Annotated in this window: 16 protein-coding genes; 8 read left to right on the top strand and 8 right to left on the bottom strand. The window is 69.5% G+C overall.

The window, feature by feature from the left end; translation table 11 throughout:
- The first annotated feature begins 95 nt into the window (after positions 1-95).
- Both ACFTE1_RS05030 and ACFTE1_RS05035 read left to right on the top strand, forming a co-directional pair.
- Positions 96-2,108 carry an MMPL family transporter gene (locus ACFTE1_RS05030; protein WP_380618182.1) on the top strand — a complete coding sequence of 671 codons (2,013 nt, stop codon included), beginning with the start codon at positions 96-98 and terminating at the stop codon, positions 2,106-2,108.
- Between the two features lie 223 nt (positions 2,109-2,331).
- Complete coding sequence (locus ACFTE1_RS05035) at positions 2,332-2,745, top strand: DUF3040 domain-containing protein (RefSeq protein WP_380618183.1); 414 nt, start codon at positions 2,332-2,334, stop codon at positions 2,743-2,745.
- Between the two features lie 461 nt (positions 2,746-3,206).
- Here ACFTE1_RS05035 and ACFTE1_RS05040 read toward each other — a convergent pair whose 3' ends face one another.
- Both ACFTE1_RS05040 and lipA read right to left on the bottom strand, forming a co-directional pair.
- Complete coding sequence (locus ACFTE1_RS05040; protein WP_380618184.1) at positions 3,207-3,902, bottom strand: DUF4191 domain-containing protein; 696 nt, start codon at positions 3,900-3,902, stop codon at positions 3,207-3,209.
- 83 nt (positions 3,903-3,985) lie between these two features.
- On the bottom strand, positions 3,986-4,894 hold the full coding sequence (gene lipA / locus ACFTE1_RS05045; RefSeq protein ID WP_380618185.1) for a lipoyl synthase: 909 nt from the start codon (positions 4,892-4,894) through the stop codon (positions 3,986-3,988).
- A gap of 302 nt (positions 4,895-5,196) precedes the next feature.
- On the opposite strand from lipA, the gene ACFTE1_RS05050 reads away from it, so the two are divergent.
- Together ACFTE1_RS05050 and asnB are read left to right on the top strand one after the other, a co-directional pair.
- Positions 5,197-6,027 carry a phosphoribosylaminoimidazolesuccinocarboxamide synthase gene (locus tag ACFTE1_RS05050; protein WP_380618186.1) on the top strand — a complete coding sequence of 277 codons (831 nt, stop codon included), beginning with the start codon at positions 5,197-5,199 and terminating at the stop codon, positions 6,025-6,027.
- A 161-nt stretch (positions 6,028-6,188) separates the two neighbouring features.
- The gene (gene asnB / locus ACFTE1_RS05055; RefSeq protein ID WP_380618188.1) at positions 6,189-8,078 is read left to right on the top strand and encodes an asparagine synthase (glutamine-hydrolyzing); all 1,890 of its coding nucleotides are present in this window, start codon (positions 6,189-6,191) and stop codon (positions 8,076-8,078) included.
- A gap of 91 nt (positions 8,079-8,169) precedes the next feature.
- Here asnB and ACFTE1_RS05060 read toward each other — a convergent pair whose 3' ends face one another.
- Complete coding sequence (locus tag ACFTE1_RS05060; RefSeq protein WP_380618189.1) at positions 8,170-8,604, bottom strand: SRPBCC family protein; 435 nt, start codon at positions 8,602-8,604, stop codon at positions 8,170-8,172.
- 92 nt (positions 8,605-8,696) lie between these two features.
- Here ACFTE1_RS05060 and ACFTE1_RS05065 point away from each other — a divergent pair, with 92 nt between their 5' ends.
- The 3 genes from ACFTE1_RS05065 to ACFTE1_RS05075 are packed head-to-tail and all read left to right on the top strand — an operon-like array spanning position 8,697 to position 11,236.
- On the top strand, positions 8,697-9,170 hold the full coding sequence (locus tag ACFTE1_RS05065; RefSeq protein ID WP_380618190.1) for an OsmC family protein: 474 nt from the start codon (positions 8,697-8,699) through the stop codon (positions 9,168-9,170).
- A 57-nt stretch (positions 9,171-9,227) separates the two neighbouring features.
- On the top strand, positions 9,228-10,370 hold the full coding sequence (locus ACFTE1_RS05070) for a hypothetical protein (protein WP_380618191.1): 1,143 nt from the start codon (positions 9,228-9,230) through the stop codon (positions 10,368-10,370).
- Between the two features lie 56 nt (positions 10,371-10,426).
- Positions 10,427-11,236, top strand: a complete 810-nt coding sequence (locus ACFTE1_RS05075) for an AfsR/SARP family transcriptional regulator (RefSeq protein WP_380618192.1) — start codon at positions 10,427-10,429, stop codon at positions 11,234-11,236.
- A 4-nt stretch (positions 11,237-11,240) separates the two neighbouring features.
- Here ACFTE1_RS05075 and ACFTE1_RS05080 read toward each other — a convergent pair whose 3' ends face one another.
- Positions 11,241-14,030: an AfsR/SARP family transcriptional regulator gene (locus ACFTE1_RS05080; RefSeq protein ID WP_380618193.1), complete on the bottom strand. Its 2,790-nt coding sequence runs from the start codon at positions 14,028-14,030 to the stop codon at positions 11,241-11,243.
- A gap of 340 nt (positions 14,031-14,370) precedes the next feature.
- Here ACFTE1_RS05080 and ACFTE1_RS05085 point away from each other — a divergent pair, with 340 nt between their 5' ends.
- A complete protein-coding gene (locus tag ACFTE1_RS05085) occupies positions 14,371-14,769 on the top strand; it encodes a hypothetical protein (RefSeq protein ID WP_380618194.1) in 399 nt (132 codons plus the stop codon).
- 288 nt (positions 14,770-15,057) lie between these two features.
- Here ACFTE1_RS05085 and ACFTE1_RS05090 read toward each other — a convergent pair whose 3' ends face one another.
- The 4 genes from ACFTE1_RS05090 to ACFTE1_RS05105 all read right to left on the bottom strand — a co-directional run bounded on the left by ACFTE1_RS05090 (position 15,058) and on the right by ACFTE1_RS05105 (position 19,042).
- Positions 15,058-17,022, bottom strand: coding sequence for a WXG100 family type VII secretion target (locus ACFTE1_RS05090; RefSeq protein ID WP_380618195.1), 1,965 nt, complete (start codon positions 17,020-17,022; stop codon positions 15,058-15,060).
- Complete coding sequence (locus ACFTE1_RS05095; protein ID WP_380618196.1) at positions 17,022-17,351, bottom strand: hypothetical protein; 330 nt, start codon at positions 17,349-17,351, stop codon at positions 17,022-17,024. Before ACFTE1_RS05095 ends, ACFTE1_RS05090 begins: the two co-directional genes overlap by 1 nt.
- 303 nt (positions 17,352-17,654) lie before the next feature.
- Entirely contained in the window at positions 17,655-18,629 is a 975-nt protein-coding gene (locus ACFTE1_RS05100; RefSeq protein WP_380618198.1) for a hypothetical protein, read from the bottom strand.
- Positions 18,629-19,042: a hypothetical protein gene (locus ACFTE1_RS05105; RefSeq protein ID WP_380618199.1), complete on the bottom strand. Its 414-nt coding sequence runs from the start codon at positions 19,040-19,042 to the stop codon at positions 18,629-18,631. The genes ACFTE1_RS05100 and ACFTE1_RS05105 overlap by 1 nt, the downstream gene beginning before the upstream one ends.

Here is a 19,042-nt window from a genome sequence, read left to right on the forward strand (position 1 = left end):
GGGCGCGGGCCGACGGGCGAATACGCGGGTCGACGTACGCGCGTTGACGTTCCCGCGCCGATGGCGATCGGCTCCCCGCGAGCGAGGCTCGGGGCATGCGACTTCCCATCCGCTCTCTCAATCCCGCCGGGCGCCGCCTCCGCTGGGCCGTCACCGCCCTGTGGGTCCTCCTGGCCGCCGGGGCCTCCGTCCTGGCCCCGAAGCTCGGCGACGTCACGGACAACGACCCGACAACCTTCCTGCCCGCCGGATCCGACTCCACCGCCGCGGCCGAGATCGCCGCCGACCACTTCGCCGCCGACACCCTGCCCCTGATGGTCCTGCACCGCTCCGACGGCACCGCCGACAGCGCGGCCATGGCCAAAGCCCTGAACGAGATCGGCGACCTCCCCTCCGTCGCCGGCGAACCCACCGCACCGGTGCCCTCCGAGGACGGCACCGCCCTCCTCTCCACCGTCCCCCTCCCCGCCGACAACCTCGGCAGCGAGAACGAGCGGGCCATCGAACAGATCGACTCCGTCCTCTCCTCCCGGGGCCTCGACGCCGACTACACCGGACCCGCCGCCTCCAGCGCCGACCTCGGCAACGCCTTCCAACAGCTCGACGGGCCGCTCCTCGCCCTCAGCGTCCTCGTCGTCTCCCTCGTCCTCGCCCTCTCCTACCGCTCACCCCTCCTCCTCGTCCTCCCCCTGGCCTGCATAGGCATCGCGAGCCAGGTCGCCTCCGCGACCGCCTACCTCCTCGGCGCGGCCGGACTCACCGTCGGCGCCGACTCCACCGGCATGCTCACCGTCGTCGTCTTCGGCGCCGCCACCAACTACGCCCTCCTCATCACCTCCCGCTACCGCGAAGAGCTGCGCGCCGAGGACGACCGGTTCGCCGCCATGCGCCGCGCCCTGCGCGGATCCCTGCCCTCCATCGCCGCCTCGTCCGGCACGGTCGTCGTCGCCCTGGCCGTCCTCGGGCTCGCCACCATGTCCAACGTCCAGGCCCTCGGACCGGTCCTCATCGGAGGCGTCCTGGCCGCCGTCGCCACCATGGCCACCCTGTTCCCCGCGCTCGCCGTCTCGATCCCGCAGCGCGTGCTGTTCTGGCCCTCTGCTCCCGCGCCCGGGGCCGCCGACCGCAACCACCGGCTCTGGGCCGCCCTCTCCCGCTTCGTCGGCAAGGCCCCCAAGACAATCGCCCTGGCCACCACGGCCCTCCTCGCCGCCCTGAGCCTCGGCTGGCTCACCGTCCAACTGGGCCCCAATGAATTCGGAGAACTCCGCGAACCGACGGCCTCCGAGCGGACCGCCGCGGCCGTGGACGACCTCTACCCGGGGCGACCGCGGAACCCCGTCGACATCTACGTGCGGGGGGACTCCTCCGAAGTCCGCGACCTCGCCGACGGGCGCCTCGACCGCGCGGGGGAGGAGGAACCCTCCGCGGACGGCTCCGACTGGACCGTCCTGCGCGCCGACCTGCCCCTCGACCCGGCCACCGCCGAGGCGAGGGACGCCGTCGACGGACTGCGCTCCGACATCGCCGCCTCGGGGATCGACGCCCACGTCGGAGGCGCCACCGTCGCCCAGATGGACACCGACGCCGCCTCGCTGCGCGACCTGACCGTGGTCCTCCCGCTGGTCCTGCTCGCCGTCGCCCTCGTTCTGCTCGTCCTCCTCCGATCGCTCTCCGAAGCGCTCCTGCTGACGCTCTGCACGACGCTGTCCTTCGCCGCCGCCGTCGGAAGCGCCGCGCTCCTCCTCCCCGCCCTGGGCATGCCCGTCGTCGGCGCGTCCTTCTTCCTCTACGGCTTCCTCTTCACCGTCGCGATGGGGGTCGACTACACGGTCTTCCTGGCCAACCGGGTGAAGGAGGAGACCCCGCGGCTGGGAACCGCCCGCGCCGTGCCCCTGGCCCTGACCACCACAGGAGGGGTCATCACCTCGGCAGGCCTGGTCGTGGCCGCCACCTTCGGCGTCCTCGCCGCCATGCCCGTCACCGCGCTGGCCCAGATCGGTGTGGTCGTGGCCTGCGGAGTCGTCCTGGACGCCCTGGTCGTGCGGACGTTCCTCGTCCCCTCGCTGCTGCTCTGGCTCGGCACCCGGGCCCGGCGGCACGCGTGAGGGCGCGGCCCGGCTCCCTACGGACGGTGACGGGTAGTTTCACCCGTGTCGTTCCCGATGCGGTCCGCTCGGCGGGAATTCAAGCGATACAGCCGAAAGGGGGGAAATTTCGCCCGGCAAGTGTCTTCCGCTCTCTGCTTCGGGCTCGTAAACTTGAGGTATCCACCGGGAGGGTAAGCTTTCGGTAGGACCGGTTGGATCGACACGCTACAGGAGGAGTGCCATGCCGCTCTCCGAACACGAACAGAGGATCTTCGACGAAATCGAGCAGAGCCTGTCGGAAGACCCCCAATTTGCTTCCGCAGTGCGCGCCTACGACCCGTCGAGAGTGACCCGCAAGAAGCTCATCGTCTCCGGTCTGATCAGTCTGGTGGGTTTGGGCGTGGTCATTGGCGGTGTCATCGCCGGCGCGTACGTCCTGGCCACCACGGTCATCGGTGCGGTGATCATGTTCGGCGGCCTCATCTTCGCGCTGTGGGCGCAAAGGAAGGGCACGACCGGCAAGCTCTCCGTCGTGGACGAGAAGGGCGGGCCGCGCCCGCCGCGCGGCACACCGTCCAAGGGGGCCAAGCCGGGCGGCTTCACCTCCCGCATGGAAGAGCGGTGGCGCCGCCGTCAGGACAACGGCGGATTCTGAGGACGGGGTCTTTCGAGCGCACGCCGTCGCTCGGGCCGACGAGAGGCCGAGCGGCGGAGTCGGTCAGAGGCTCCCCGCCTCGCACCGGTCTCGGAACCGGGCGCGCCGAGCCGCGCTCCGAGGCGAGACCGGCGAGGCCCGGTGCATCCGGACGAGCCCCAACCCTCCACAACTCTCACGCCGCCGGCGACGACAGTCGCCGGCGGCTCGACTTTTACCCTCGGTCCAGCCGCCGAGGGGAGAACCGTCTCCCCTCCGACCGGCAGCTAGACCGGGCCGCTTCGCCATGGGCGGGGTACCGCAAGACCGCGACGAACGGCGAAGCCGAGGTCACGTTCCGCCGGGATCACGGGCCGCGCGGGAAGTTCCCGACGAGCGGGCCGCTTCCGCGGGAGCGGGGGACGCGGGCAAAGGAAAAGCCGCGAGCGCCATGGCGCTCGCGGCTTCGCGTCTCTGCGGGCCTACTTGCCCTTGAGCATGGCCCGGCGCGCGCCCTTGGCGGCGTTCGCGCTGGTCGGGACCGGACCCTTCGGCATGGCCATGCCCATGCCCAGCGCCTCGAGACGCTGCGCGATCTGGGTGGCCTCCTTGGAGTCGATGTTCGGCGGGAGCTTGCGGATGACCTTGCGCAGGTCCTTCACCGAGGCGTCGTCGTTCTCGCCCTCGCCCACGAGGATGGTGTAGACGGGCGTGGAGCCGACCACGCGGGACAGCTTCTTCTTCTCCTGGCCCAGCAGCTTGCGGACCTTGCCGCCGCCCTCGCCGATGAGCACGACGCCGGGCTTGCCGACGGCGCGGTGGACGAACTGGGTCTGCGACAGGGCCGCGATGCCCGGCTTGACGTGCCAGCCGCGCATGTTCTCGATCAGTGCGTAGGCGGCGCCGGGGCGGTCGACGGCCTCGCTGTTGATCACCTTCTGCGTGCGCAGGTTGAGCACGATCAGGCCGGCCAGGAGGGCCACGAACAGGGAGCTGACGAACCACAGCGGGCTCCAGCTCAGCAGTATCACCAGCAGGGCCACGATGACAAAGGGCAACAGGATCGCGGTGATCTCCAGCGGGAGGAACATCTTGTCCCGCTTGGCCGTGAACTTGATAGCCATGCCGATCGTCTTCAGGCGGTCGGTGAAGGTTTCCTTCTTCTGTTGCTTTGCCATGTTTCCAGTCTAGATGATGTGCGGTGGACGGGCCGCGGGCGCGGCCCCTCCGATGGGAAACGCCGCGTCCGGGGACCCCGGTCTCAGACGGTCGACTTCTCCCGCGCCTCCATGGCCTCCTTGTAGAGGCGTCCGGCGCGGTAGGAGGAGCGGACGAGCGGCCCGCTCATGACTCCCGAGTAGCCGATCTCCTTGGCGTACTCGGCCAGCTCGACGAACTCCTCGGGCTTGACCCAGCGGTGCACCGGGTGGTGGCGCTCGGTCGGGCGCAGGTACTGCGTGATGGTGATCAGCTCGCACCCGGCGTTGTGCAGGTCGCGCAGGGCCTGCTCGATCTCGTGGCGCTCCTCGCCCATTCCCAGGATGAGGTTGGACTTGGTGACCAGTCCCTCCTCGCGGGCCTTGGTGATGACGCTCAGGGAGCGGTCGTAGTCGAAGGCCGGTCGGATGCGCTTGAAGACGCGGGGCACGGTCTCGACGTTGTGCGCGAGCACCTCGGGGCGCGAGGAGAAGACCTCGGCGAGCTGCTCGGGAACGGCGTTGAAGTCGGGGATCAGGAGCTCGACGCCGCAGCCGGGGATGGCCTCGTGGATCTGGCGGACGGTCTCGGCGTACAGCCAGGCGCCGCCGTCCTCCAGGTCGTCGCGGGCGACGCCGGTGACGGTCGCGTACCTCAGCTCCATCTTCTTGACCGAGTCGGCGACCTTCATGGGCTCCAGCTTGTCCAGCGGAGACGGCTTGCCGGTGTCGATCTGGCAGAAGTCGCAGCGGCGGGTGCACTGCGAACCGCCGATGAGGAACGTCGCCTCGCGGTCCTCCCAGCACTCGTAGATGTTGGGACAGCCGGCCTCCTGGCACACCGTGTGCAGGCCCTCGGACTTGACCAGCGAGCGCAGCTCGTTGAACTGCGGTCCCGTCTTGGCCTTGACCTTGATCCACTCGGGTTTGCGCTCAATGGGGGTCTGGGCGTTGCGGGCTTCGATGCGGAGCATCCGTCGCTCCGGTTTTGGCGAACTCACCCCTCCAGCGTAACTCCGGACAGTGAAGAGCGTCTGTATCGCGGGTCGCACCGAGACCCGAGTAACCCGACCCGGCCCCGGGGCCGTCGGGCGGACCGTCCGCGCCGGTCAGTCCTCCCGCGTCGTCCCGTCCGGGCTCCGTGCCGCCGGGCGCCGGGCCCGCCCCGCACGGTGATGTGACGGACCTCCCGTGTGATCGGCTGTCACACATGGGATGAATGCCGGGCGTGATGACATGGAGTGAACCATTCGAGCTGGGAAGACGGGGAGTTTCAGTGGAGCTCGTACATCAGGGCAAGGTCCGCGACGTCTACGCCGACGGGGACGAGCTGATCCTCGTCGCCTCCGACCGGGTCAGCGTCTTCGACGTCGTCCTGCCCACCCCGATCCCCGACAAGGGCAAGCTGCTGACCCGCCTCAGCCTGTGGTGGTTCGAACAATTGTCCGATATCGTTCCCAACCACGTGGTCTCGGCGACCGACGTCCCCGAGCGGTTCGCCGGGCGCGCCGTGCGGGTCAAGCGTCTGGACATGCTCCCGCTGGAGGCTATCGCCCGCGGCTACCTGACGGGTTCGGGACTGGCCGACTACCGGAAGACCGGCGAGGTCAGCGGCATCGTCCTCCCGGCGGGCCTCACCGAGGCCTCGCGCCTGGAGGCCCCGCTCTACACGCCCTCCACCAAGGCGGCCGTGGGGGAGCACGACGAGGCCATCGACTTCCACCGCACCGTCGAGCTGCTGGGAGAGGAGCGCGCCGAGCAAGTGCGCGACCTCACCCTCTCCGTGTACCACAGGGGCGCCGAGATCGCCCTGGAGCGCGGCATCGTCATCGCCGACACCAAGCTCGAGTTCGGCCTCGACGGCGACCGGGTCACCCTCGCCGACGAGGTCCTCACCTCCGACTCCTCCCGGTTCTGGGACGCCTCGCTGTGGCGCGAGGGCGAGAGGCAGGCCTCGTTCGACAAGCAGAACGTCCGCGACTGGGCCAAGTCGACCGGCTGGGACCTCACCGGGTCGGCCCCGGAGATCCCGGCCGAGGTGGTCGACCACACGCGTTCGAAGTACGTCGAGGCCTACGAGCGCCTGACCGGTCTTACCTGGGAGTGACGGCTCCGTTCCACCGCGCCGGTTCCGTATGGATTCGGCCTCTTGCGTCCTGTACGGGCGTCCGCGTTCTGTAGGATTGCCGTACGTTCCGGGGCGACTCGCGCCCCGGAGTACCTTTGATACTTTGGCAAGCGCCCGCATTGCGACCGTCTGGAGGAAATATGTGTGGTTTCGTGGTGAAGATCGGCAAGGACGCGCCTTCCGACCGCGTCCGCCTGGAACAGAACCTCGAACTGATCCACCACCGCGGACCCACCGAATCCGGATTGTCGGAGACCGAGGACAGCGTCCTGTGGGGTTTCAAGCGCCTCTCGATCATCGACCTCGACAGCTCCCACCAGCCGATGTCCCGCAAGGACGGCAAGTACAACATCACGTTCAACGGTGAGATCTACAACTACCTCGAACTGCGCCAGGAGCTGATGGAGCGCCACGGCGTGGAGTTCGAGACCAAGGGCGACACCGAGGTCATCCTCGCCGGCTACGAGGTCTGGGGGCCGGACGTCCTGCAGCGCCTGCGGGGCATGTTCGCGTTCGTCATCTACGACCGCGACGCCAACCTGTGCTTCGTCGCCCGCGACCAGTTCGGCATCAAGCCCCTGTACTACCAGCAGGAGGGCGAGTCGATCTGGTTCTCCTCGGAGAAGAAGGCCCTGCCGGGCCGCGCCGACCGCTCCACGGTGGACGTCGAGAACGTCGGCCACTACGTGACCTTCCAGTACCCGCCGGAGCCGGGCACCATGCACTCCACCATCAAGCGGCTGGAGGCCGGCCACTACGCGCTGTTCCGCCCGGGCACCACGATGCGCCCGCAGCGGTTCTTCCGCCCGATGTTCCACCCCAAGCCGGTGGGCAACGTGGAGCTGCTCTACGACGAGATCGCGGAGGCCCTGCGCGAGTCGGTGCGCATCCACATGCGGTCGGACGTCCCGGTCGGGGCGCTGCTGTCGTCGGGCATCGACTCGACGGCCATCGTGGCCCTCTCGCGCGAGATCAACCCGCACATCCTGACGTTCACGGCGTTCTTCGAGGGTCTCGACTCCGACCCGAACCAGCCCGACGAGCTGGCCGTCGCGCAGCAGTCGGCGACGGAGCTGGGGGTGAAGAACATCCCCGCGCCGGTCTCGTTCCACAATGTCATGGCCGAGCTGCCGAGGATCGTGTGGCACCTGGACGACCCGGTCGCCGACCCGGCGATCGTGCCGCTCTACTTCGTCACCAAGACCGCCGCTGAGAACGTCACCGTCGCCCTGGGCGGCGAGGGCGCCGACGAGCTGTTCGGCGGCTACACGATCTACCACGAGCCGCACTCGCTGAAGTCGATCTCGCGGCTTCCCCGGGGCGCCAAGAGCACCCTCGCCAAGGTGAGCAACGCCCTGCCCGACGGCGTCAAGGGCAAGAGCTTCCTGGAGCGCGGAACCATGGAGCTGGAGGACCGCTTCATCGGCAACGCCAAGATCTTCACCGGCGACGAGAAGCAGAGCATCCTCCGCTACCCGGCGCCCTCCTACCGCCAGATCACCGACCCGCTGTGGGAGGAGACCGCCCACCTCGACCCGACCTCGCGCATGCAGTACGTCGACCTCCACACCTGGATGCGCGGCGACATCCTCGTCAAGGGCGACCGCATGTCCATGGCCCACAGCCTGGAGCTGCGCGTGCCGTTCCTGGACAAGGGCGTGTGGGCCGTGGCCGAGAAGATCCCGGTCGAGCACCGCCTGCGGGGGGTCCAGACCAAGGTCGCCATGCGCCAGGCGATGAAGCGCATCGTTCCACAGGCCATTGTGGAGCGCCCCAAGATGGGTTTCCCGACGCCCTACCGCCAGTGGCTGGCCGGGCCGATGTTCGAGTGGGTCGACCAGCTGTTCGCGCAGAGCCAGGCCGGGCACCTGCTCAACCTGGAGTACGCGCGGACCCTGCTGCGGGAGCACCGCGAGGGCAAGGGCGACCACGCCCGCAAGGTGTGGGCCGTCATGGTCTTCTGCATCTGGTACTCGCAGCTGGACGCCCGTACCCAGGGAACCCAGCCCCAGTACAACGCCGGAATGTAGACGCTCTCCGCGGTCGGCGGCCGGACCGCCGCCGACCGGGGACCGTCCCGTCTTGCGCCGCAGGGACACCGCGGCCGCGGGTACTGCCGGGCTATCCGGCGCGGGTCTCGGCGCGTTCCTTCAAGGCCTCGTTGAGGCGGCGGAAGTCGTCGCGGGTGTTCTGGAGCATCTTCTTGAGGAGGGGCACCAGGACGCCGCGGAACTCCTCGACCTGTGTGACGAGCGTGCCGCCGTCCTGCGCCGAGAGATGGAAGGCGTGCTCGCCGTCGAAGACGCCGGGGAAGCCGAGGCGCCCGAGCCAGCGGAGCTCCTCGCGCGGCGTGGCGGAGAGGACCTTCGGGGTGAACGTCATGGGTCGGCCCTCGGCGGGGAACATCTTGAGCCGCAGGCGCTCCCCTTCGGCCACAACGCCGTCGGCCTCGCGGATGAACGGGTTCCACTCCCGCCAGGAGTCAAGGTCGGAGAGGATCTCCCAGACCTCTTCGACGGGTGCTTCAATGTGGATCGACTCGGATATCGATTGCATGGGCGTTCCTTCGTCGCGAGAGGTGGTGCAGGGAGGCCAGGTTAACACGCCAGTGCGAACATTCGGTCGTTGTGACCTGTTACCCTGCGGGCATGCCGAAGACGCACCACTACGCGCTCACGACCGTCTGGACCGGAGCGGGCGACGGGGGAACCACGGGCTACCGCGACTACGGACGCGAGCACACCGTCTCCACGGACGGCAAGCCCGACCTCCACGGCTCCGCCGACCCGACCTTCCTGGGCACCGACGACCGGTGGAACCCCGAAGAGCTGCTCCTGGCGGCCCTCTCGCAGTGCCACATGCTGTCCTATCTGTCCCTCTGTTCGCGGGAGGGGATCGTCGTGACGGCCTACGAGGACCGGGCGACGGGGGAGATGCTCACCTCGCCGAGGATCCGGGGGCACTTCACCAAGGCGCTCTTGAGCCCGGTCGTGACCCTGCACGTGGACACGGCCGAGGCCGACCGGGAACGCGCCCGTGGACTCCACCGCAGGGCCCACGAGGAGTGCTTCATCGCCAACTCGGTGAACTTCCCCGTGGAGTGCGAACCGGAGATCCGGTAGCCCGCCGGCGGCGCATCGGACGACCTCCGCCTGGCGGAGCCCGGATACCATGTCCCCGTGCGCGAAGCCGACATCACCCGACACCCCCTCTCACCCCACCACGTCACCGTGGGGACCGAAGACCCCGGCGTACAGCGCGGATGGAGCCTCCTGCACGTGCATCTCAACCGCGGCACCCGCATATGGATCGACGAGAGCACCCGCCGGGCCGCCACGGGGCCGCTGCCCACGGCCCCGCTCCTGCTGGTCGACGACGAGCCGGTCGCGGTGGGAGAGGGCGAGGCCTGGATCCGCCTCCCGGTGGGGCGGCACCGGGTCTCGCTCCAGTCCGGATTCTTCGCCGGCTGGTGGACGGTGGACGCCCGGGACGGCGAAACGGTCGAACTCACGACGAAACCCGGGGCGATGGACCAGGACACTCTCGACGACCTGCCGCTCAAGCCGAAGAAGTACGAAGTCCACATGGGGTTCTTCAGCCTGACCGTGGCGGCGGCCGTGTTCGGCCTCATGACCTTCGCCGTCACCCTCGTCGCGGTGGCCGTCCCGGCGTTCCTGGTGCTCCAACTCTTCTCCCCGGAGACCTGGGAGTCGATCTACCCCTCCACCACCGCCCGAGTCCTTCTGGCGCTGCCCACGGCGGCCATGGTCGTCTGGGCCTACTGGGACCACTACTCGGGACGCGCGGCTGCCCGCCGGGAAGACGCCGCCCAGAACGCGCTCGCGGAACAACGGCTGCCGAGCGCCCAGACGGCCTACGAGGTCCCGTTCGCGGCCACGTCCGCACCGGGCGGAGCGGACAGCGGAATCCTGCTCGACCTCCGGTGGGACGTCCTCAATAAGAACACCTCCGAAGGGAACCTGATCGAGACGCCGTGGGTCCGCAGCCTCACCGTGGGCATCGACGGGGTCAGCGTCCCCGCCACCTGGGGACGGTGGTGGATTCCACTCCACAGAGGAGAGCACCGCATCGACCTCTCACTGCCGAAACGGCACAGCGCCTCGGGCGTGTCCGACCCGCGCAAGACCTGGTCCAAGACCGTCGACGTAGAGGAAGACGCCATCACCCGAGTACGCCTGGCGCCCCGCATGAGGCGGGAGGAGCACGGAGGACTCGAACACATGGCTGTGGAGAGGTTCGACGAGGACGTCCGGACCTACGGCGCCGACGGGAGACTCGACTCCTTCGCCTCCCTCCTCTGACCCCTCGACCACCGACGTCAAGAATCCGTCAAGCGCGGTGGGGCACCCTCGAACCCATGATCACATCCGATGACCTTCCGCGCTCCCGCCCATCGTTGGAGATCAAACTGTTCGGCCCCATGCAGGTGGCCGGCGACCGAGTGCCGCTGCGACTGGGCGGACCCCGCCAGAAGGCGGTCCTCGCCTACCTGATCACCTGCCAGGGAGGACTCGCCGCGGTCGACGACATCGTCGAGGCCGTCTGGGGCACCGACCTGCCCGCCCGCCCGAGGCACTCGGTCAGCGTCACGACCTCGCGCCTCAGACACGCTCTCGAATGGACCGGCATGCGCATCGACTTCGACGGCGGCTACTTCCTGGAACGCCCCCTGTCGACGAAGGTCGACTGGGAGGAGTTCGACACCCTCTGCGCGAGAGCCGAAACCGCCCGCTACCCGCAAGAGGCGGTGGACCTCCTGCGGGAGGCGCTGCACCTGTCGTCCCCCACGGTCCTGGCGGGAGTGGAGGGCCCCTTCGCCGAACGGATGCGCCGCGTCTGGGCCGGCAGGCTGGACGACGTGCGGGAGAAGCTCTTCGCCCTGCAACTGGACGCGGGCCGGGCGAGAGAGGCGCTCGCGGGCCTGGAGGAGATGGTGCGCTCGCGGCCGTGGAGGGAGTCGGCCCGGGCCCTGCACATGATGGCGCTCGCACAAGAGGGGCGGGCGGCCGAAGCGATCGACGTCTTCCAATCCTATGCCAGGCGGATGGCGGACGAGTACGGCATGGACCCCTCCCCGGTGACTAGGGAGGCCTACCTCAAGGTCATCAGCGGCCGAGTGCCGACGCGCACACCCGACGGCACCACAGTCCTCTCCCCGGCGCGGTGACCCGTCACCGGCTGGGAACCTCCAAGATCGCCTTGTCGACCGGCGAGTCCGCGACCCGGCCCCGCAGACGCGCGGCCCCGGCGTCGTCCCCGCCCAGCTCGCGCGCCCGCGCCCAGATAAGAAGCGTGTTGGCGGCGGTCCATCCGTCGCCGATGCGCTCGGCGACGGCGACGGCCTCCGCACAGAGGCGTTCGCAGTCCCGCAGGTCGCCGGAGGACAGGCGGCAGTCGGCCATGCGCATATGAGTCAGGGCCGCCCACCTCTTGTCCCGCTCGGCCCGGTTCGACACTGTCAGCGACTCGGCGAACTTGCCGACGCCCTCGTCCGGACGGCCGGCCATGAGCAGCACGACGCCGTAGGTGTAGAGGATCCCGGAGTGCAGATCGCGTCCCGGCACGGACTCGATGAGGGCCACCGAGTCCTCGACCTCGGCGATGGCCTCCCCGTAGCGGCCCAGGAAGGCCTTGGCGCGGGACCGCTCGGCGAGCGAGTTGGCGATGGACGCCTCGGCGCCGGCGCGCCGGTAGTGCTCGATCGCCCTGGTCTGCAGCTCGATCGCGGGGGAGTACTCGCGCAGGGTGAAGCGCAGGAACGCCTCGGACCGGAGCGCGTGCCCCGCGGTGAGGTCGTCGCCGACCTCCACGGCCAGCCGGAAGCTCTTGCGCGCGCATGCGGTCGACAGCCCGGGGTCGTTCAGCCCTCCCGAACGGCTCCCGAACATGTTGGCCGCGATCTGCAGCACCTTGGCGAGCGCCCGGTCGTCCTCGGACTCGGAGGCGAGGATCGCGATCCGCTCCAGGGACTGCCGGATGAGCTCCGAGTTCGGATAGTGCTCCGCGAGCCATTCCAGCGCCTGGATGACGCTGAGGCCCAAGCGGAACGGAAAGCGCGGAGCCTCGAGCGCCTGCCGCAGGACGCGGAGCGTCCGCGGGGGGAAGGAGGCCAGCCAGGCCAGTGCGGCGGTCCCGTCGGCGAAGGCGTGGTACGGCGTGGCGGGCGTGGGCAGGGTCTGCAGATGGGGGCTGTCGGGGTCGTGGAGGTTGCGGGCGGCCACCGCCTGCGCGAGATGGAGGTCCAGGATCTCCTCGAGGACCTGGCGGCGCTCGGGCGCGCTGGCATAGGACTGGATGTACTCGCGCAGCAGGTCGTGGAAGCGGTAGCGGCCGTCGCTGGCGGGGATGAGCATGGACAGGCCGACGAACTCCGCCAGGTCGGACTCGGTCTCGCCGAGAGACCGGCCCGTGGCCGCGGCGGCCTCCTCGACGGTGATCTCGTCCAGGTCGGGTATCGACAGGAGGCGGTAGCGCACCATGAGGTCCGCGTCCAGGTAGCGGTTCGAGGCGATCAGCGCGGCCCGCACCCCCGTGCGCTCCGACGGCACGTCCTTGACCGCCTCGACGGCCTTGAGGACGCCCAGGAACTCCGCGAGGCCGAGCCCGGGGGACGCCGCGAGGCGGGACCCCATGAGCGACACCGCGAGCGGGTAGCGGCCCGACATGTCCACCAGGGACCGTGCGGCGGCGACCTCAGAGAGGACCCGTTCGGCGCCGGCGAGGCGGCACAGCAGGTCGATGCCCTCGCCCTCCGACAGCCCCCCGAGCGAGACCTCTTCGCCGGCGACGTCCGGCAGCGGCGCCCGAGAGGTGATGACGGTGGCGCACCCGGGCTCGCGGGGGATCAGCCGGTCGATCTGCGAGACGGCGAAGACGTTGTCGACGATGAGGAGGACCCGTCGGCCGCGAAGGCGCCGGTGCAGAAGGGCCACTTGGCCGTCCGAGTCGGCCGGTATGTCCTCCGGGGGGACGCCGAGGCTGAGCAGCGTCTGCGCGAGCACGGTTCCCACGTCCAGCGGACGCTCGTCGGCACCGCGGGCGTTGACGAAGACGACACCGTCGGGGAAGCGGCCGCGCGCCCGATAGGCGGCTTCCACGGCGAGCGAGGACTTGCCGATCCCCGCCGGGCCGTGGACCGAGTAGACCGGGGCGCCGCCCGCGGCCGTTTCGAGGTGCGAGGTGAACCGCCGCAGGATGGACTCGCGGCCGACGAACTCGCGGGGCCTCGGCGGCACCGACAGCGCGTCCTCCCGCGCGGGTTCCCCGGCCAGGAGTCGGCGGTGGAACCGTTTGACCTCGCGGCCCGGTTCGAGTCCCTGCTCCTCGACCATGCGCGACCGCATGTCGAGATAGAGGGCCAGCGCCTCGCCGCGCCGGCCCAGGGCGTCCAGAGTCCGCAAATGGGCCAGCAGGAGGTCCTCCCGGAACGGGTCGTCGCGGCGGAGGCGGACGATGAGGTCGAGCCGCTCTTCGCCGCCGCGTTCGCAGGGGCCCGTGGCGCAGGCGATCAGGTTGCGCCGGTGGCGGCGGCGCAGGAATTCGCGCTGCGCCTCCGCCCAGGGACCGGGCAGGCCGGGGAGCGGCTCGTCGAAGAGCGCCAGGGCGGTACGCCAGATCATCTCGGCCTCCGCCGCGTCCGCGCGCGACGCGCGCTCGCAGAGCCGGTCGTACTCGGCGACGTCGGTGTCGGTGTCGACGAGCCGGTACCCGCCGCCCTGCCGTACGACGGCGTCCCGTCCGAGCGCGGAGCGAAGGCGGGAGACGTAGCTCTGGAGGGTGGAGGCCGCGCTGGCGGGAATGCGGTCGCCCCAGAGGATCTCGCACAGGGTGTCCGCGCTGACGGCCCGTCCCTCGGCGAGGGCGAGCCGGGCCAGGACGAGGCGCTGCTGGGGCGTTCCGGACGGCACCTCTCGGCCTTCGCGAAAGGCCTGGATGGAACCTAGGAGGCGTATGCGGATCATGACGACTTTCCGGCGGCGTCGGAGGAAATAGGTAACAAGTATGGCGTCGGCGGCGGCCTTTCCGCACCACAGCCGTTGCTAATGTGATATCAATTCGCGACCTTAATGAAGGGGATGCTCTGACCCGCGAAGACCTTGGCCGAGGCGGTTTCCGCACCCATGGTCCACTGTGAAATCCGACTCCGCAACCGGCATCCGGCGAGGTGCCGGAGCGGCCGGTCTCAAAGCGATCTCAAAGCCTTCTCACATCGTTCTCCTCGCGGTCACTGGATTTGGGCCGAACCGTCCCCGCTCATTAGCCTTGCCTCTCCGCACAGTTCCACCGATGGCGAGGAGTGACATGGGTCTTCCGGAAAACTCGAACCCGGCCGGCGTACCGAGAGCCGTGGTCGACGTCGACAAGAGCGCCGAGTTCACGAAGGAGGTCGTCGGCGGCCAGATCCGCGTCATCGCGAGCTACCCGGGAAAGGTGGAGATCGAGGTCCTCGACCAGTGGGCGCTCCGCATGGACGTCCAGACGCTGAGCGAAGAGCTGACCGACGGCGTCAACGCGGCGCTGAAGGGCCTGCGCGCCGAGCTCGGGGGAGTGGACGAGGAGTCCGCCGCCGACGGGTTCGCCCAACGCCTGGAGGCCATCGGACGGCAGGCCGAGGAGCGGATGGAGGCCGCCATGGAAGCCGTCCGCTTCGACAGGGACTCCGACGACGGAGGGCGGAACCGGGAGCCGGGGGCGGCGTAGCGGCCGATGCCTCGACGACCCGTGTGATCTGCGGCTGAGAGCGAGACGAGACCGGGTGGAGACCCGGTCGGCCGAGAATGGTCCGGGAGGGGAGTCCTTCGGCGCACCGGCTCCTGAGCGCACCCTGCCGGCGCCGTCGAACGGGCCCTCCCCGCCGCCGTTCCGCGGGCGCGCACGGCAGACAAGGGCCACAACACAAGCTCGGCCGCAAAGGAACTGACATCGCGACGGGGAAAGGCCCGGAACACCGGTCACCGGTGTTCCGGGCCTTTCCCCGTCGCTGTCCGATCAGGTCAGGAAGTCCTCGCCCCGCTCGTACTCCTCGTGGTTTCCGCCCCAGACGGAGCGGTCCTCTGGCAGCACGTACTCGTCGCTCGCCTCACGTTCCTCGTCGGCCTTCGGCCCGCCAGCGCCCGCGGCGCCGGTCGGCGGAATGGCGCCGCCCATGGCTCCCCCCGGCCTGACGGCGCCGCCGCCCGCGGCCATGCCCATCGGGCCGCCCCCGCCGGAACCGCGGCCGTCCCGCGACCCGCCTGACCCTCCGGCCGCTCCTCCGGCCATCAGGGGACCGCCGCCGCCCGCGGAGACGCCACCGCCTCCCCCGGGAAGGGAGGGCGAACCCGCCCCGCCCGGCGACATGCCGGTCACGGACGGCGAACCGCTCTGGAGGCCGCCGCCTTCCGTGCTGTCGTCGTCCTCGAAGTCCCAGTCGCCGAACTCCTCGTCGTCCAACGGCTTCTTCACGACGTAATCGTCGTCCGGAACGCCTCCCGGGTTGAAGCCCTTCCCGGATCCGTCCCAGTCGGGGGACGAGGGGTCCGTATAGTCGGGCGACGTTCCGTCGTCCCACCGCGGTGAGGAGGGATCCACGGCTCCCGGCGAGGTGCCGCCGCCTTCCCATTCCGACGGGTCCTGGCCGTCTATGCCGTCGACGCCGTCGAAGTTCGGGTCGACGGCACCCGGTGAGTTCGGGCCACCCGGGGCCTCGGACTGCCAGTCGGCGTCGGGGCCGAAGGGCGATCCGGGCTCCTGAGGCCCGGCGCTGTCGTCGAAGAGGCTGACCTTCTCCTCGGGTTCGACCGAGTAGTCCCCGTCCGCGTTCCAGTCGGAAGGGCCGTCGACTCCCGAGGGGTTGACCGTGGACCCGTCGAACTCGCCCGTCCCCGGCGGCTTTATGTCGGCCGGGTTGGGATCGCCGACGGTCGGCGGGTCGTACGGGTCGACGTCGACGTCGTCGGGGTTGATCGGCGACTCCTCGGCGCTTCCAGCGGTGGGCGTGAAGCGCGGCAGGTCGTCGTCGGCCGTCTGGTAGCGGTCCATGACGGCCGAGTTGTTCTCCTCGGCGCGGGCCTCGAAGTCGCCGCTCGGGTCCGACGAGCTCTCCGAGAACTTCTGCGAGTACTCCTCCTCCGCCTCGGCCTCGGCCTTCTCGCGCGTGTACCAGCCGGGCTTCTCCCCGTGCGACTCGGCGACGTCGGGCCGGTTGTAGAACTCGTAGAGGTAGTTCGTCCGGTCGTCGCGCCACTGGGTGGCCTCGGCGGCCTGGTCGGGGTTGAAGCCTCCCAGCTCGAGGATCTTGTTGCCGTCGGCGTCGTTGCAGAGGCTCCCGTACTCCTCGCACTCGGCGGTGTACGGGGCTCGGGCGTGCCACTTCTTCTTGAACCAGTTGTTGATGTCCGAACCGAGCTGGTCGATGTGGACGGAGGGGTACGGTGTCTCCCCGCCGGCGCCCTGCATGGACGCCAGGGTGGACTCCTGCTCGGACAGCAGCGAGATCGTGCCGCCGTCGCCGCCGATGTCGTCGTAGAACTCGTCGAGCTTCTTGCCCAGCTCGGTGACCTCGTCCTCGAACGCGTCGAAGTCCTTGCCCTTCCAGCCCGCCGACAGCTCCTTCAGCCCGTTCCGCAGGGTGGAGGCGACGGGTTCCAGCACGTCGCGGAAGCCCTCCCACTCCTCCCGGATGTGCTCCAGGGAGAACGGTTCGGGATTGGCCGGACGCAGCTTGCCGACGAACTCCGCGACGGTCATGTCGTTGGGCATGGCCATCCCGGGATCGCGCATGTTGAACTCCTGCGCCTTCTTGGGGACGGCCGTCATGAGCTTCAGCCAGGCCTCCTCGGCGGGGGAGTCCTCGGCGTTGTCGCAGTTGTCGCAGGTGCCCAGTCCGAGGTAGTCGCGGTAGACCGCCCGGTAGCCCTCCAGGGCCGCCGCCGAGGTGCCGTCGTACTCCTCTTGTTCGAAATTCTCGGCCATCACAGCTCCTCCGCCGTCTTGTCGATTCCCTCGGCGCCGGCCTCGTCGGCTTCGGCGTAATTGTCCAGCGAGGCCTGGATGACGTCCAGGAGGCCGTAGAGGTTCTTGCGGAAGTTCTGCAGGTTGCTCCAGGCGGTCTGGTGCATGTCGGCGTACTGGGTGATGGCCGACTGCGACTGGTCCAGCGCTCCGAAGGCGGGCTCCTTGCCCAGCGCGCCCTCCCGGCGGAGCCGCGGGATGAGGTCCTGCTCGATGATGTCCAATTGAGACTGTGCCAGAGTCGCGTACTGTCGCAACGCGTCGGGCTCTACATGGCGCTCTTCGCCCACGATGGGCTCCTTCCGGAAGGAGGGACCGGAGCCGGGCACGGCGCGGCCCGGGCCGGTCTCGTTCTTTTCGGTCTTGCGCGGCCTCGTTCCATGCCGCGCACCCTCCTCCGCATCCGGAGGCCCTGAAAGCAGTCCTGAGGACTGTGAAGCGCAGATATCATTGTCCCCCATGGGGAAATACCCGCGACGGCGGCCCTGCCGACTCCGGCCCGCGGATCACCGCGTACCGGCGCCGCCACCGGCCGGAACCCTCTGGACCGCCATGAGCCGGACTCTCCGATGCGGAAGAGGTCTATTCGGTCCTCACCGCGTCAGGCCGTCGCGGATGTCGTCGTTGCCCTTGCTCTCGTAATCGGAGCCGTCCGGCTGGTCCCCGGCGTTGTTCATGTTCTCCTTCATGCGGGGGACCTGGTTGTTGGCCGTGGCCGACGCCACGCCGTACACGCTGCTGCCCAGCACCTTGCTCGTCTGGCCGATGACCTTGCTCATCTTGCCGAGGGCCTCGGAGATCTGCCCCATCAGCTTGGCGCCCTTGGCGAGAACCTTGGAGATCATCGCGACCGACTTGCCCAGCATGCCGGCGAACGAACTGATGGCCGCCGCGACGCTCCCGCCGAAGGTCACCGCCGCCATGGCGAGGGCGGCCGGGAACAGCATGAGCGCGAACTTGATCAGCTCGGCGATGACGGCCTTGATGAGCTCTTGCAGAACCGTCGCGATGAACTGCACGGCGGTGATGAGCTCCTGGGAGGTGACGGTCCTGGCGCCGAGCGAGCCGATGGAGTCGGCCACGGTGGCCAGCTCCTCCTTCGCCTTCGCCGCCGCGTCGTCGTCCCAGTCGAGGAGCATGTCGTCGCCGACCTTCTTCACCTCTTCGGCCAGGAGGTAGGAGACCTGCTCGACCGCGCTCCACCGCTTGATCGACTCGTCCAGCAGCTCGGGGTTCCCGGTGACCATCCCGAGGGCGGACTCCAGGGGCACGATGGCGTGGATCAGGAAGTCCAGGCCGTTGGCGATGAGCGTCCCGATCGGGTCGGTGACCGCGCCGACCGCCTGCCCGGCGATCACCGACGCCCCGGCGACCGCCTGCTCGACGTTGGCCTTCCCGTCCTCGTTGTTCCCGGCTCCCTGGTACACGTTCACACCGGCGCCGTAGACGGTCATCCCCGCGCCGCCCTCGGCGTCGAAGGCGTCGCCGCCGGTCGGCCACGGGTTGCTGTCGGGGAGGTCGTCGAGACCGGAGACCATTTCGTCGTACTCGGAGGTTTCCTCTGCCATCAGTCCGTTCCCTTCTCAGCGTCGCCGGCGGTCCCTGTGCCGGAGCCGTCACCGGTCCCCGTCCCGGAACCGCCACCCGTCCCCGCGTCGTCCAAGTCGTCCAAGATCGACTCCAAGAGTTTCTTGATGCGCTCTTCGGTGTCCTTGTAGTTCTCCGCCGACGTGGAGAGGCGGTCCTGGAAACTCTCCAGCGCCGACGGGACGAGCTCGAAGAGCGGGACCATGTCCTTGGAGTAGACCTCGGTGTAGATCATCCCGATGAGGCCGCCGATGAAGACGCCCCATCCCTCGATTCCCGGGTCGGCCCCCTCGGCCGCCTCGGACAGCTTCCCCGCGTCCTCGGAGAGGGACCCCACGCGGTCGGCCCCGGACTCCATGGCCTCGATGGCGAAGGTCTTGGAATGCCCGCTCAT

The organism is Salininema proteolyticum (assembly GCF_042685645.1).
Classification (GTDB): Bacteria; Actinomycetota; Actinomycetes; order Mycobacteriales; family Micromonosporaceae; genus Salininema; species Salininema proteolyticum.